Here is an 18997-nt window from a genome sequence, read left to right as displayed (position 1 = left end):
ATCAAGTGAGTAAGCTTATAGATTGGGGTAAGATAAGATAGAAAATGTAATAAAAGATAATTATTTTTTTATCCTTTCGAGATTTTTTGTTTTTTAAGTTTCACAAAGACAAAAAAGTAAACACAAAAAACTAATGAAAAGAAACATATTTTTAATAAACTTTGTTTATACTAAAAAAACTATTATATTTGCATAGTTACTAAAAACGATTTTATTTTGATTTATAATTTTTTATAGATATAGAAGAGAAAAACCTAATTTTGAAATGGAACAAACAATTTTATTATTATTAATTTGCTTAATTGCAGCATGTGCTTTTGAATTCATTAATGGATTTCATGATACTGCAAATGCTGTTGCAACAGTTATATATAGTAAATCACTAAAACCTTGGAAAGCTGTGTTGTTAAGTGGGGTGATGAATAGCATAGGGGTTATACTAGGAGGAGTTGGTGTTGCAATGGGGATAACAAACTTAATTCCTATGGATATGCTTATAGCTTCTGGAACGGAACAAAGCGTAATACTAGTGATGGCATTACTTACAAGCGCTATTATATGGAATTTTACTACTTGGTATTTTGGTATTCCTTGTTCGAGTTCTCACACTCTTGTTGGTAGTATATTAGGTGCGGGGATTGCTTTTTCGTATATACAGGGGCAAGGATACGAAGGGGTGAATTGGTCTAAAGCAGGAGATATAGGATTGAGTTTATTAATATCTCCTTTTTTAGGATTTTGTTTAGCAATAATATGTTATATAATACTTCGGAAAATAATTAAAAATGACACTATATTTAAAGCACCGAAAGAAAAAACTTCTCCGCCTCTTTGGATAAGAGTATTGCTCATATTTACCTGCTCCAGCGTCAGCTATAGCCATGGAAGTAACGATGGGCAAAAAGGAATAGGACTCATTATGATATTTTTAATAATTCTTTTACCTGCATCAACGGTAATAAATCCAAATACACTTCCCGAAGACTTAATACAGAGCACAAGAAAAATAGAATCTATACTGCAAAAACAAAAAAATATAGATGGAGTAAATACGGAAAATTCTTACAGCAGGGAAATCCTACAATCTATTCAAAATATTAATACTCAAATACATTCTGCAACAGAATTGAAACAAATAGAAAATGCACAGTTATTTACGATAAGAAAAGAAATACAGAGAGTCATAAAACTGAGTAAGCTTTTAACAGAAGACAGGGTCATAAAAACAAAAGAAGATGTGAAAGAATACAAAAAAAATATCTCTTATTTGAAAAATAATATAGAATATGTTCCGTATTGGGTTGTAATTTTAGTATCTATTTCTTTAGGAATAGGTACTATGATTGGTTGGAAAAGAATAGTTGTGACCATCGGAGAAAAAATTGGAAAACAGGACCTTACATACGCTCAGGGAGCTTCCGCAGAATTAGTAGCAGCTGGAACAATATCTTTAGCAAGCATTTTTTCTCTTCCCGTCAGCACTACTCAAATACTTTCTTCGGGTATAATGGGAACAATGGTTGCAAGTAAAGGAATAAAAAACCTTCGTGCCAAAACAATAAAAAATATAATTCTTGCCTGGGTGCTTACTCTCCCGGTCACTATAATTTTATCTGCTTTATTGTTTATGATTTTTAAAAATATATTTCTAAAATAATTAGAGAATAAAAAAAAACAAAACAAAAATATAATATAACTTATGAATTTTAACACACACATAAAATTAGTAGTAGCAGTAGTAGTAGGGATATCATTATATACATATAAATCAAGTGCTCAGTGTACTGTCAGTATTGTTTCTCCTGCACCGGTGGGTAAAAGATATGAAGTTATTTCTAATTGTGCTAAGAATTGGGCAAGTGCATCCTCTGATGCTGTCAGTAGAGGAGGACGGCTTTTAGAAATTAATTCTTCTGCAGAATACGACACCATAAGAACGTATTTACAAAGTATCACTACCAGTTCTTATCCTACAGCGAATGACGGTGGAGGAGTTCGTTATGTATGGACAGGCGGTAGAAGAGGAACGTCGACAAATCAAGGGAATTTTTATTGGGATGGAAGAAATATTTCGTCTACTACAAGTCAATTTTGGCAGGGAAATGTAAGCGGTAATCGTGGAAGTACTTTTAACTCTGTTTACCAAAATTTTGGAAATCAAGAACCCGATAATTATACAGATGCGACCTATTCTCCATCAGGTCAAAAATCTGTAGCAATAGGACTTGCAGGATGGCCCGCAGCAAACCCTGGTGGGAATGGGAATGCGTATCAATGGAACGATTTAAATGATGCAGATATTCTCAATTATATAGTAGAATATCCACTCAATAATAATCTACTTATCACAACAGGAATTCTATCCCCTGCGGGGGTAGGTTCTACGGGATCGTCTGGAAATCTTATTCTATGGCTTGATGGACGAGATATAAATGGAAATGGAACCAATCCTACAGTAAATTCATCAGTTCAAACATGGACGGATAAATCAGGAAGAAGAAATAATGCTACGCAATCTACCCCTGCAAACCAAGCAACATTTATTTCTCTCACAAATAACGGTGGTGGACTCTTATTTGATGGAAGTAATGATAACTATCCCATGGGCACTTCGGGACTTCCTACCGGAACTTCCGCTAGATCTCTTTTTATAGTTGCACATACAAATGATATAAGTACTTCGGGATACAGACATATACTTGCTTATGCAGACAACGTTGGTAGTGCTAGTAAAAATTTTGGATTTGGAAAAACATCTGCTAATAAGGTGGGTTTTTTTGGATGGGCAAATGATGTGAATCCTGATAATGCAAATACGGATATACATCTATTCCATGCAAACATGGTTTCGGGAACCGCAAAATATAATTTTGATAATGATGTGAGATCTGATGCAACAGGATTAAATACTGGTAGCGGAGTATTTCGTTTAGGAAATAATAGAGCAGGAACCGAACATTGGCAAGGTTCTATTAGAGAAGCTATTTTATATAATAGAATAGTTAATGGGGCAGAACAAAATATAATAGCCAATTATCTATCCGCAAAATATAATTTTTCTATAACGAATGATTTTTATACCATGGATAATCCAGGAAATGGAAATTTAGATTTTAATGTCGCGGGTATAGGAAGAGCTGGTAGTGCTACAGATACTTTGAGAATATCCAGAGGAACGGGCATAGTAACTATTTCTAGTGCTGGTATAAGTAATACTAACTCCTATTTCTTATGGGGAGATAATAACTTATCTACCACTATAAATACCAATAGAAATGTAAGGATAAGGGACACGGGATATTTCCTTATGGAGAGAAGATATGGTTTTAATAATATAAATAATATAGGACAGATAACCATATCATTTGAAGTTCCTAATCCATCTGCTGCTTATAGATTGTTAATTTCTAGTGCTATAGATACCAGTTTTACCACACTTCCTCAGAATATTGTAGCCATTAAACCTTCAATAGTTGGTACTTCTCGAATAAGTTTTGTGTATAATCCTTCTATTACGACTGGTGTTTTTGTTCTATCTCAATCACTATTAAAACAAAGTATTACATTCCCTGCTATTATTTCAAAAGCAATTACAGATAATCCTTTTTTAGTAGGTGCTACCACAGATAGTTTTTTACCACTTACATATAGTAGTTCTAATACTTACGTAGCCAGTATTCAATCGGACACAATAGCTATAAATGGAGCTGGTACAACTGTTATAAAAGTATCCCAATCGGGTAATACCCAATATGATTCTGCTTCCGTTTCTCAAATTTTAAGAGTGGATAAACTGCCTCAAACCATCAGTTTTACTAATATTAGTCCTAAAACTTTTGGAGATACACCTTTTTTATTTACCGCATCTACTAATAGTGGTTTGGCACTTTCTTATTATTCTTCGGATACAAAAATTGCTATATATACATCTGGGAGCATTACTATTTTACAAAGTGGATCTACTTCTATAACTGTTTTTCAATCCGGAAATAGTATATATGATACCGCTTCAGTATCTCAAACTCTTTTTGTTTCTAAGCAACAACAAAATATTGTATGGAACCCTCCTTCTCAAAAAACGTATGGAGATCCTAATTTCTTTGTTTCCTATACGAACAGTTCTCCTTTATCTCTTGCTTTTAGTTCTTCTAATACCAATATAGTTCAATGTGTTAATGGCATAAATCAAATAAAAATTACAGGAGTAGGATCTGTAACTATTACGGCTTATAATTATGGAGATATAAACTATATTATGAAAGACACTACCTTTTCCCTGACAGTTGTAAAAGGTAATCAATCTATTTCTCTTCCTCAATTGAGAGATAGGAGTACATCGGAAGGAATTTTTTTAATGGATGCTACCAGTACTTCTGGTCTCCCTATAAGTTATTCCAGTTCCGATCCCTCAGTTGCGTCTATTAATGGAGCATCTATTACTATTACATCAGTTGGTACATGCACTATCACTGCTATTCAAACAGGAAATAGTAATTATAACCCTGCATTATCAGTTTCTAGAACTCTTCGTGTGGTAAATAATACAGTGCAAGTAATCACTTTTGATAATGAAACTACAAACTCTAAAATATACGGAGCAAATAAAAATATATTTGCTCTCAAATATACTGCTAATTCTACTTTACTCATTTCTTTTAGCAGTTCTTCTACCATTGCACAGATATTTTCTTCTTTGGGAAAAGATAGTATTCGTATATTAAGCACGGGAAGTACCTTTATTACCGCTTTTAATAGCGGAGATGCTACTTATAATCCTTTGAATCAATCCTTTCTTTTATATATAGATAAAGGAAGACAAACGGTATTATTTTCTATCGATCCTACTACATACGGAGCATCTCCGCTTGTAGTCCCACAGAATTCTGATGTGAATTTACCACTCATCTATTCGACTTCTAACACGAGAGTTATTTCTATTAATGGAAATACTCTTACTCTTATTGGAGCAGGGGAAGCTCTTATAACAGCATACAATACGGGAAATATTGGTTACTATCCCGTAGAATATTCACAAAATCTATCTGTATCTCAAAAAACATTACATATATTTCCTGTCGTTGGGTCTGATCACTTATTGGGGCATGCCGGACCTATAGAAACATTTACGTATTCGGGATTTGTAACAGGAGATAATCAAAATAATTCACTCTCTCGTTTACCTACTCCGAATTTTGCTTTGGTAGATACTTTTAGAATAGGAACGTATACTTTACAAGTAGATACTACAGGATTGAGAAGTAGTAAATACAGTATTGTAATAGAAAATACTACTTATAGAGTAGTAGAAGGAAATACTACTATCGGAGGAACCTCTTTAGAAAATTTAGTATTATGGCTTGATGGACGTGATATACATGGCAATGGTAACGCAGTTATTCCTTATAGTAGCGTTTCTCAATGGAGAGATAAATCAGGAAGAGGAAATCATGCTATGATACATAGTTCGGGATTAGGTTCTACCTTAGCAGATCCATTAGGTGGATTCTATTTTGATAGAACGAATCAAGAATATTTTGAAGTGCCATCTTTACAAGGATTTTCTTCAGGGGAAAGAACCATTATAGCAGTTTTAAAAAATAATATTACTTCTGGCGACGAGGTAGCACTTTCTTATGGAGTTCCACAATCAGGAAATGGTTTTTTCTTGGGTAAAAATAATAGTAATAATTATTTTACAGGTGCTTATAGTGGAACAGATATAAACACTTCTATTGCAGCAAATACCTTTGAAATACTATCACTTACAGAAGACGGTAATAATAACGGAACAGATATAAAGATAGGAGATAGTTTTTCATCGGGTTATGAAAACTATGGTTTTAATACTTCCGTAAATTCTCCATTCCGAATAGGTGCTGAAATAGGAACTGCTCAAAAATTCTGGAATGGAAACATCTATGAAGTTCTCTTCTTCAATACGGTATTAAGACAAATAGATTATAATATTCTACTCAATAATCTTTCTGCAAAATACAATACATTGCTTACTTCAAAAGATTTTTATATATTAGATAATCTTAATAGAGGAAATTTTGATTATAACGTAGCAGGAATAGGTATAGATACAGACGGAGAAACCCTTATTACAAGTAAAGGAACAGGAATATTAAGAGTATCTGTTCCTCTTGTATCTGGAGATGAGAAATATTTTATATGGGGAGATAATAATGAAAATGCCACTATACCCAACTCTACTACTAACATTGATGGAAAATCATATTATATAATGCATAAAAAATATGGATTTCAACAGTATAAAGCAAACTCTTCCGAAATATTTCATAATTTTACCTTTCATTTTTCTATTCCTAACTTAGATACTACTTACAGATTAATCATCAGTAAAAATCAAAATTTTGAAAATGCAAATATTCTAAAACCTATTACAGTATCCAATAACCAAATAGTATTTTCGACTTCTATTAATAGTATAGATACAGGTTATTTTGTGTTAGGAAAATATTCTACTATTTCAGTAGCACAGAGTTCAACAGGTACCACAACAAATATTGGAAATGTAAATAACACCTTTCATAATATTAGTTTTTCATCATTACCGCATAGAACTTATGGTAATGCATCATTCCGACTCACAGGCAGTGTGAGTTCAGAGATTCCTATTCTATTTAGTAGTTCTAACACTGCTATAGCCAGTGTTTTTGGAGATTCCATCAGAATAAATGGAGCAGGAACTACTCATATTACTGCCTACGTTAACACAAATGATTTTTTTGTTCCTGTTACTCATACTTTGAGAGTATTTCGTCAATCTTTGAATATACTGGTGGATAATAAACAAAAAATACAAACGAATCCTAACCCTCTATTTACCTACTCATATAATGGATTTGTAAATAATGACCTTTTTGTAAATATACTATATACACCAACTCTTTTCACTACTCCAGCAAATCCTAATGTAAATGGTAACTACACTATTTCTGTAGACACTACCACAAATGGGGGATGGACAGCTAATGTTCCTAATTATAAACTTACTTCTATAACTACGGGAACTTTAGAAGTATTATTACCAACACCTACGGTAACAAATGGGCCTGCAGGAGTCGATATTACTGGGAGTACAAGCAATTTGATTCTATGGCTTGATGGACGAGATATCAATGGAAATGGTATAAACCCTGCTGCATCGTCTTCTGTTGCCACATGGACAGATAAATCTGGGAGAGGGAATAACGCTACCCAATCTACTTCTGCAAACCAAGCAACATTTATTTCTCCCGCAAACAATGGAGGAGGACTCTTATTTGATGGTAGTAATGATAACTATCCCATGGGCACTTCGGGACTTCCTACCGGAACTTCCGCTCGATCTCTTTTTATAGTTGCACATACCAATGATATAAGTACTTCGGGATACAGACATATACTTGCTTATGGAGATAATGCTGGTACTGGTAATAAAAACTTTGGATTTGGAAAAACATCAACTAGTAGATTAGGTTTTTTTGGATGGGGAAATGATGTGTTTCCCGATAATGCAAATACAAATATACATCTATTCCATGCAAATATGGTTTCGGGAACGGCAAAATATAATTTTGATAATGGCGTGAGATCTGATGCAACAGGATTAAATACCGGTAGCGGAGTATTTCGTTTAGGAAATAACAGAATAGGAGGTGAATATTGGCAAGGTTCTATTAGAGAAGCTATTTTATATAATAGAATAGTTAATGGGGCAGAACAAAATATAATAGCCAATTATCTATCCGCAAAATATAATTTTTCTATAACGAATGATTTGTATAGTATGGACGATGCTGTCAGAGGAAATTTTGATTTTCAGGTTGCGGGTATAGGAAAAGATGCTTCAGGAAATCAAACATCTTTATCCGTACAAACCCATAGAAGTATTCTAAGAATAACAAAAACCCAAGATATACCATCAAACGGAACATATTTTATATGGGGGGAAAACAACACCGCAGACAGTACTTTTACAAACACTCCTACAACAGTAATCGGGACATTGTATGAAAACAGATTAGTAAAAACGTACGCTTTCCATCAAACAGGATCTATTGGAAATATGAATTTGCTATTCACTATACGAAATACTCATGCAGGATATAGATTAGTACTATCAGCGGACAGTACTTTTTCTACCACACCTTTGGTTCTTTCTCCTACTAATATAACTTCTACCACTATAGAATTTCAAAATATAAATGTAGGAAATAGAACATCCGGTTATTTTACTTTGGTAAGAAATAAAGCTGTTCAATCTCTTACTTTTTCAAATATAATTTCACAGAAAACATACGGAGATAAGAACATAAAACTCAGTATAACAGGTACGGTATCCGGCATCCCTTTATTATTTTCTAGTAGTAATACATCTGTAGTTTCTATTATATCTCCCGATTCTTTACGAATACAAGGTTCAGGTATTGCATCTGTTACTGCATACCATACAGGAAATGCATCTTATTCATCACAAAATGTAACCCAAACAATTACTGTTGTAAAAGCAAACCAAACTATTGATTTTGGAACCGTACCCATTTTATCTATCCTTCATAGAAGCTTTTATAATGTAAAACCTACTGCCAGTTCCCGATTACCAATTCAATATACATTGGACTTTCTGCCTATGATAGCAAGAATTGTTAATTCTAACGATAGCATAATAATAACAGGCACACCACCAGCTACTACTACCATTACCGCACAACAAACAGGAAATGCCAATTATAATCCCGCTGACCCTATTACTCAAACACTCATAATAACCAGTAAATATTTGAGTACAGTAACATTTTCAGGGATAACAAACCATACTTTTGGGGATGATCCTTTTCGTATTAACGGAAAAGCGAATACTTCTGATGGGAAAGTATTTCCTGTTTTATATAGCAGTTCTAATACCAATATTGCACAAGTAATAACCACACAAATCGATACCACAATAAAAATAAACGAAGGGGGAACTGTAACCATAACTGCTTATTACCCTGAGAATACAAATTATCTATCCAGCTCCACTACCCGTATTTTAAATATTACAAAAAACACACAGTATATAACATTTTTAGGAATCAATAATAAAGTATACGGCGATTCTCCTTTTATCCTTATAGCATCTACTTCTTCAGGATTACCCGTGTATTTTTCTAGTTCTAGTACTCTCATTTCTATACATTCAAATACTCTATCTATAAGAGGAGCAGGTAATAATATCCCTATTACTGCATATCAATCAGGAGCAAATCAATACTCGCCTGCATACCCCATTATTAGATATTTTTCTATAGATAAAGCCCCATTAACAATAAAAGCAGACGATAAAACAATTACTTCCATTCCTAATAATTCTTTATTTACTGTATCGTATTCAGGGTTTAAATACTCCGATGGGGAAGAAATTATATATCCAAAACCGCTTGTAACAACAACTATCCCTGTTACTACCAATGGTTCTTATCAAATAGATGTAAATATACCAAATAACCTTTCTTCTCAAAATTATTTTTTTATTATCCAATCGGGAACTTTAAATTTTGTAAATCCTAATGGCCCTGCAGGGATAGGATCTTCTCAAGATTTAGTATTATGGCTTGACGGAAAAGATATTTTTGGAACCGGAGAAAATCCATCCGCTTCTACCCCTGTGTATCAATGGAAAGATAAATCTAATAAAAATAATAATGCAACCCAAACTAATCAAGTTCCTCTATTTGCAGGTTCAAATGGAAATGAGGGAGGGTTTTTGTTTAACGGGAGCACCAATTTTTATGAATTTGGATCTAATGCTATTCCTGTTTCTAATCAAAATAGAACCATACTTATTGCCCTGAAAAATACAAATATTAAAAAGATTACCTCTTCTCAATATGCTTTGGCTTATGGAACGAATACCTCAAATAACCTTGTAGGATTGGGTATAGATACCTCTCAAAATCTTTCTTTTTTTGGAGGAGGTACCACTAGTATTGTATCTTCTATAAAATTAGCAACACCTCAAATAGCTATATGGAAGATGAATAATGGAAATGGTAGTTTTATAAATACTTCACAAAATATAAACACTTCCCTTTTTCTTACTCTTCCTAATAGTATGTATAGATTAGGAGTTTTAGATAATACAATCCCCAATCAATTCTTTAGAGGACAAATATACGAAGTCCTTATTTATAATAGGGCATTAAATAGCACCGAACAAAATATACTTCAAGAATATATTTCTGCAAAATACAATACTGAGGCACCACTACAGAATATTTATACTATGGATGAACCATCCAATGGAAATTTTGATTTTCATGTAGCTGGTATTGGTGCTGAAAACGATGGAATTGTACTATCCGCTAAAGGAACAAGTATTGCTCACATAACCTCACGAGATCTTCTTTCTCCAAATTCTTATTTTATATGGGGAGATAATAATTTATCTACAGATTTTTCAAATATTTCCGTAACCAAAAATTCACAAACTACCCATTTTTTATCCACTCATAAACAATTTGCATTTAGTAATAAAAACGGAAGTAAAAACATAAGCTTTCAATTCTATATTCCCAATCTCAACTCCCAATACCTACTACTCATAAGCTCACAAAAAGACCTATCAAATTACGATACCATTACCCCCACAAGTTTTAATAGCACAAGTATTACCTATAATGCAACAGTATCTTTACCCACAGGATATTTTACCATAATAAAAGTATTAAAACCACAATCAATACAATTCTCTTTATCATCCCAACAAACATACGGAAATCAGGTAGTATTAAATGCATCTGCTACATCAGGTCTACCAATTTCTTACGTATCCCAACAGACAAATGTAGTCCGTATCAATCAAAATAATTTTTACATGGTAGGAGTAGGCACATCTACTATATCTCTTATACAATCAGGTAATGAAAATTATTTTCCCACTACTATTAACATAGTGATTACAGTGGAAAAAGCACTCCTTACCGTAACCCCTGATAATAAAACTAAGTATGTCAATACCTCTAACCCAAGTTTGACAATATCTTACTCGGGATTTGTATGGAATGATAATGTATATAGTTTAGGAATTCAAAGACCCAATCTCACTACAACTGCTAATACCAATTCATCCATTGGTACATATCCCATTACTTTTATAGATACTTCGGGATTAAATAATGCTTCTACTCTGGCATATAGATATACATACAATCCATCCGGAACCCTTACGATTACTTCTAACACCAATGGACCAGGAGGAATAGGAAGTGTTTTATCAAATAATGATTTGGTCCTTTGGTTAGATGGGAGAGATATAAATGGAAATGCTACAAATCCAAGTAATGGAGTATCTGTTTCCACATGGACGGATAAATCAGGAAGAGGAAATAATGCTACGCAATCTACTTCTGCAAACCAAGCAACATTTATTTCTCTCGCAAACAACGGAGGAGGATTGTTATTCGACGGTAGTAATGATAACTATCCCATGGGCAATTCGGGACTTCCTACCGGAACTTCCGCTCGATCTCTTTTTATAGTTGCGCATACAAATGATATAAATGAATCAGTATATAGATGGCTTAATGCATATGGAGGAGTATCTGCCCAATCTCAGCATTTTGGTTTTGGGAAATATCCCACTAGTTTAGGTTTTATTGGGTGGCAGAATGACCATGCTACAGATAATGCGAACATCAATAATCACTTGTTCCAAGCAAACATGTCAAATACTGTAGCTGGAGATATTATTTACAATTTTGATAATGCATATAGAACAGCATTATCAAATTTCAATACAGGTACTACAACATTTAGATTAGGAAATAATGTATGGGGAACCGAGTTTTGGAAAGGGTCTATTCGTGAGTTTATTTTATATAATAGAGAAGTTAACACAGTAGAACAAAATATAATAGCCAATTATCTATCCGCAAAATATAATTTTTCTATAACGAATGATTTGTATAGTATGGACGATGTTGTCAGAGGAAATTTTGATTTTCATGTTGCGGGTATAGGAAGAAACTCTGCCACAGAAATCGTTACGAATACTAAAGGATCCGGAATCTTATTAGTATCGGTGCCACAAATTACCAACAATGGGTACTTTATATGGGGAGAAAATGATAGATCTACTAATATTGATAATACTCAAAAAACGATTATTAGCAATATACCCTACGCTCTTATGAATAAAAAATATGGGTTTAACCAAACCACCTACATGGGAGAAATAACATTTGTATTTTATGTAAATAATACAAACCCAAACAACTACAAATTGTTACTCTATCCAAATAGCACAGATACTACTTTTAGTAGTAATAATGTCGTAGTAATAGAACCGAATATTCAAAATAGTAATATATATCAAATAGAATACAAAATAAATACAACAGCAAGTTCCGGAATATTTGCCCTAGCAAAACCGATTATACCACAAACAATAACCTTCTCTCCTATAGCGTCTCGGCAGTATGGAAGTGGTTCTATACCATTACATGCATCTGCTTCTTCTGGATTACCCGTTTCTTATTCTATATCATCTATTCCAGCGTCTGGGGTTACTTCTCTTATCGGTAATACTCTTACACTCTTAGGAATAGGACAAGTAACAGTAACAGCTACACAATCAGGACGTCCGGATACCGCGGCCGCATCCCCAGTATCCAGAATTTTTCTCATAAATAAAGCCAACCAATCTCTCACATTTCCTCTCACCACAATATATAGAAATGCGAGCAATACAGCCCCTTATACACTCATCAGTACTACAAATGCAGGACTCCCCATAACATACAGCACATCTGCAACAAACTTAGTATTGATTTCTGGAAGTACGGTTCTTTTTAAAGGGATAGCAGGGACAGCTACTATTATTGCTTATCAACCAGGGAATGCCAATTATAGTCAACTAACACCTCATACAGCACTTATTATTAATATAAATAATCTTATTATTCCTCCTATTACTTTTGGAGGCAATCAACTGAACTCTATAACATATAGTGCAAATATACTCCCGGTGAAACTTACAGCCGCTTCCATAATCCCTTCCTCTCTTCCTGTTTTCTATAGTTCTTCTAATCCACAAGTAGCTACTATACATGGAACAACAATAGATACAATGAAAATTATTGGAGGAGGAACTACTATTATAACTGCTTATTACGAAACAAATGGGATAGACTATAGTAGTAATTCAAATAGTGTTGTATTTACCGTACATAAAAGAACTCAAACATATAATCTCGCTTCTCATAATATTAATATGATGTATGGAGATACTCCTATACCTCTTAATATAACAACAAGTGCAGGGTTACCAGTTTCTTTTTCCTCTAATAATACAAGTGTTGTTTTTATCCAAAATAATTCTATCCAAACTAATGGTAGCGGAATAGCAACTGTTACCGTATCTAATACGGGTAATGCGGTTTACGAAGCCATACCACCTGTAACAATAGGAATTCAAGTAGTAAAAACAAACCTTGTAGCAAAAGCAGAAGATATATCTATCAACAAAGGAACGACTCCAAAATATATTATTTCTTTTACAGGTTTTAAAAATAATGATAATATTTTAACATTAGGAAATATAAATATCCCTTTTGCTACCGTTAATTCACCCGTTGATATTTCTCAAAATGGACAGTATACTATAGATGTAAACAGTAATAATTTCTACTCTAACAAATATAATATTACCCCCGTATCTGGGATATTAACTCTATCTTTTCCAAATGGACCTGCAGGAATAGGCACATTAGGAACTTATAATGATGTTGTTTTATGGTTAGATGGGAGAGAAATATTAAAAAATGCATCTCTTTTATCTACTTATATTGTTCAATGGTCAGATAAATCAGGAAGAAATAATCATGCCATTCAAAATAACATCAACAATAGAGGAAGATATATAATGGGTTTGAATGAAAAAGGTGGTATTCTCTTTGATGGAAATAATGATTATTATGACTTTGGAAATAATGGAATCCCTACAGGTAATAATGCAAGATCTCTTTTTATAGTAGGAAAAACTCAAGAACTCTTCCCTCAATCGACTCAATATCTTTTTTCTTATGGTGATACCAGCGAGGCTTCAAAAAGAGTAAGTGCTTTTGGTATTAAAAATAATGGAACACAAAATAATTTCGTGTTCTTTAATGGAAATAACTATACAGATTTTGCTGAATTAGATGACTCTGACCATTTATTTAAAGGAATAGCACATAACAATAATGATATAACAGTTTCATTAGATAATAATTCTACTAACACCAGTATCATTAATAATACTGGAAATACTCATTTTAGAATAGGCTTAAAAGAATGGAACGGCTACTTGAGAGAAGCGCTTGTATTTAATAGATCCTTACACACAGTAGAAGAAAATATAATAACCAATTATCTCTCTTCAAAATATGGAACAAAACTATATGCAAATGACCTCTATACCCTTGATGAACCTGATAGTGGAAACTATGATTATAATTTAGCAGGTATTGGAAAAGAAAATAACATAGAAATATTCTCTTCTATAGGAACAGGGATACTCGGTGTAGAAAAAAAAGATGCTTTTGTTGGCTCTAAAAATTATTTTATTTGGGCGGATAATGATAGCTCTTCTCAAACATCGGGTATTAAATTATTACCTTCTATTTCCTACTTGCTTATACCACGAAAAATAGCATACGAAAGAACAGGAAATATTGGTACGATAGATCTTACTTTTAATATTTCACAAACAGATACCTCATGGCGCCTTTTTCTCTTTAAAGATAAAACACTACAATCACAAGGACTTCAGATAATAAAACCATCTCAAGCAACTCCTCAGAATATAACATTTACTCTTAACGGAGATAGTATATATAAAAAGGGGGTATTGGGTATAGGAACGAAAGGAATTTCTCAGACCCTTACTTTTGCAAGTATCCTCAACAAGACCTACGGAGATACTGATTTTATACTTCAGACCTATTCTTCTAACAGTAACCCTATAACCTTTTCTGTTTCCAATACTATTGTATCTTTAAATAACAATATAGCAACCATAAGAGGCACGGGAACAGTGTCTATCACAGCTACTTTGAGCGGAAGTGTGGCATATACTCCAGTTTCAATTACTCGTACTTTTACTATTAGCCGTAAAGTACTCGGTATAACCGCTGATAATTTGAACAAAATACAAGGGACTGCAAATCCTACTTTTACTATCACCTATACAGGATTAGGTAACCAAACAATTAATTTCCCACCCATTGCAACTACTACTGCAATTACTACCAGTCCTATTGGAAATTATACTATACGATTAGATACGGTATCGGGATTCAAAAATGCAAACCCTTATTATACCATATCCCTTACTCATGGAACACTTAATATTCGTTCAGCTATTACTACAAATAACACAGGACCAGGACCGGGAGGAATAGGAAATAGAGGAACAAACACAGATATAGTTCTTTGGTTAGACGGGAGAGATATAAATGCAAATAATACCAATCCTACAGCGGGAACATCAGTGGGTACATGGAGAGATAAATCAGGAAGAGGAAATAATGCTACGGGAGGAGGAAATTTTAATAATTTAATAAGTAATGGAGGGGGGGTTTCTATATCTAGTAGTTATTCAGGGAGTGTGAATGGATTCCCAGGTGGTGGAAACTCAAGATCTGCTTTTGTGGTAGCTAATAGCACAAATACAGGAATAGAGGGAAACACTGGTGGAAGAGCTGCTTTTGTGTATGGATACGATGGACAAGATTGTTTTACATCAACTGCTTTTTTTATAGGAAAAAGAACATCTTATGCAGCCGGGATAGGCTTTTCTATACCCGAACCGTCGATGTATGGTTGCCCACGCTTAGATAATGGATTTGTCTCTACTGCTTTTTCCAGTACTAATAATATTATAGTAGCTGCCATAGTAAATACCAGTAATTCTACACCAGTGTATGTAGCAAATAACCTTATAGGAACCAGAACCCGAGCAAACAATACAAACCTTAATAGATCCTACTTCATAGGAGAGAGGCTAACTCCAGAATCGGGTGATATTTTTGGTAATGCCGGACTATGGCAAGGTTCTATTAGAGAAGTAATACTCTATAATAGAGCAATAAATCATACCGAAAGAAATATCATATCTAACCACTTGGCCGCTAAATACAATACAGATGAAATAGGTAATAATTACTATACTATGGATAGTGTGGGGAGTAATTACGATTTTCATGTGATAGGTGTAGGAAGAGAATCTTCCATAGATTTTGTGAGCAGAACCCAAAGCCCTGGTGTCTTATCTGTTTCTGTTCCAAATATAAATAGTGCAGGTACAGGAACTTACTTTTTTTGTGGTGCTACTACTGATAATGTAACCCCTCCTGTTTTAGCAACCGGAACCAGCACTACTTTTGCAGATAATAGAACTTTTAACCTTCTCAATAGCAGCTACGGATTTAACCAACGCAGAGTATCAAATACAGGGATAGGAAATATCACTATAACATTTAGAATCACGGGATATAATTTTACTGCCAATGATAATCTTGTTATCACTTCTGCAAAGGCTTTCAATTCGGGAGTAAGTGTAACAGTTATAAACCCTTCTCATACAGATATATTTACAGATAGTATCCGATATAATGTGGACTTTGGAACCCTTACAAGCGGTGTATTTACTATAGGAAGGGAAACAGCAGGGTCAACCCCTCAAACAGTAGCTTTTAATAATTTTATTACCGACCATACTTATGGAGAACCATCTATACAACTAGAAGGACAGTCATCATCGGGATTAGCGGTCAGCTATTTTTCCCGAAATACCCTTGTGGCAACAATCTCTCAGAATACTTTGAACATAAACAATGTAGGAACTACTTATATACATATTATTCAAAATGGAAATGGAACATACCTTTCGGTAAGAGATAGTGTTCTATTAAGAGTACATAAATCATCCCAAATAATTACTTTTAATAGTACAGATATATTTTCTACCGGAGGATATACAAAACTACAAGCAGTACTTACAGCACCGTATAAAAATTCAGGTCTCCCTATTCTATACAGCTCTTCTGCCACTCAAATAGTAATAGTCAGAGATTCATTTAGAATCCAAGCCCCTGTTAATATAGTAAGTATTACCGCATACGAAACAGGAAATACAAATTACTTGCCCGTTTATCAGATAACAAATATAGGAATATTTAGGTCGTACCAAAGTGTCAATTTTAACTTAAATTATGTTCAGAAGCAAGTACTCCCTGCTTCTGCAAGTTCAGGACTACCCGTAGTATATAATAGTTCTAACACAAATATTGCTCTTGTTACAGGCAATACAGTCCAGATTGGTGCAGGAGTAGGAACTGTCAGTATTACCGCAAATGTAAATGAAAATATATACTATTTGCCTTTTACACAAAGTCAAACTATAGAAATAATTTCGGGAAAACAATTCCAAAGTATCACATTTTCAAACATAGCAAACACAACATTCCCGAATGGATTTAATGATGCAGTAGTATTTTTGAATGCATCTATTTCTTCTGGATTGGACATATCTTATAGTTCTTCTGATGGAAATACTTCTATACAAGGGAATACGGCAATTATAAGCAAAGTAGGAACATTTACTATTACCGCTATGCAATCAGGAAATACAAGTTTTTATCCTGCTTTGAGTGTATCAAAAACTTTCGTAGTCACGAAAATACCACAAACTATAACTCCTATTCCTGTTGCAGCTTTAACACAAGAATATGGAACCGATCCCTACTATTGTAATGCCACTTCTTCCGCAGGATTATTACTTACTTATTCCAGTTCTCACACAAATGTTGTGTCTTTTTCCTCCAATATAGCGATAGTAAGGTTCCCAGGAATTGCTACTATTACTATATCACAGCAAGGAAACGATAAAACAAACCCCGCTATCTCTGTAACTCAAATATTTACCGTCAAAAAAGCAAATCTTACTATAACAGTTGGTAATGTCACAAGACCTATAGGAAATACAGATAAAAATTTCACTCTGCTGTATAACGGACTTAAAAATAATGAAACAGAACTTCCTTTGGAAAATAGACCCACAGTGTCTGTAAATACAAATCAATACTCTCCTTCAGGAATGTATAACGTAACCCTTACCTCTCCTATATCTACAAAGCTACCACAGAATTATAATCTTATACTCCCGAATCCCGCAGGTACTCTCACTATTACTAATAACTATGGACAATTAGCAGGAGTGGGAAATATAGGAATAGATGGTGATGTATCGATTTGGCTTGATGGGCATGATATAAACGGAAATGGAAATACTTTTACACCCAACAACCCTGTAGAGATATGGAAAGACAAGTCAGGAAAAGGTTTCGATGCTATTCAAACTAATGCATCAAAACAAGCTACTTACTCTGCGAACGGAGGACTTTTATTTACGGACGGAAAATCATATCAAATGCCAAATATTCCAAGTATTAATAGAGCGAAGAGATCTCTTTTAGCCGTTATAAACAATACTGATGGAACAATCGGAGAAAGATATATACTATCTTTCGGAGTATCCCAAAGAGGTGGTGGTTTTTCCCTCGGAAAGAAAGATGATAAATTGGCTTTCTTTGGAAGTGGAGATCTGAAAATCACGGCTAACTCTACCCTTGCTACCAATCACCTTCTCTACGCTTATAGAGTAATATCTGCTGCAGATTCCGCATTATTATACCATGATAATACAAAAGTAGGATCCACATTTGTAAGCCAAACAAAAGATACACTTAAACTTGGAAGTTATTTTAATGGAACCCAATCGTGGAATGGAACTATAAAAGAAATTATTTTAATAAATAGAGATATCAATGTTGTAGAACGTAACATCCTTTCTAACCACCTTTCTGCAAAATATAATTTCTTGTTATCATCTCAAGATATATATACTATGGATGATACTACGAGAGGAAATTATGACTATAATGTTACAGGAATAGGAAAAGAAAAT

At 33.8% G+C, this 18997-nt stretch carries 2 protein-coding genes (1 of these 2 running past the window's edge); both read left to right on the top strand.

Translation table 11 applies throughout. The features are described 5' to 3' along the window. Nucleotides 1–265 precede the first annotated feature (265 nt). Nucleotides 266–1657, top strand: a complete 1392-nt coding sequence (locus QM536_00030; GenBank protein ID MDI9355403.1) for an inorganic phosphate transporter — start codon at nucleotides 266–268, stop codon at nucleotides 1655–1657. Between the two features lie 42 nt (nucleotides 1658–1699). Continuing rightward, a protein-coding gene (locus QM536_00025; GenBank protein ID MDI9355402.1) for an MBG domain-containing protein crosses the window boundary here: on the top strand, nucleotides 1700–18997 show its beginning. 26925 nt of this gene lie beyond the right edge of the window; only the first 17298 of its 44223 coding nucleotides appear in the window; it begins with the start codon at nucleotides 1700–1702; its stop codon lies beyond the right edge, outside the window.

Source organism: Chitinophagaceae bacterium (genome assembly GCA_030053935.1).
Classification (GTDB): domain Bacteria; phylum Bacteroidota; class Bacteroidia; order Cytophagales; family JASGCU01; genus JASGCU01.
Note: the sequence above shows the minus strand (reverse complement) of the source record. Positions and strands in the feature narration are given on the sequence as shown.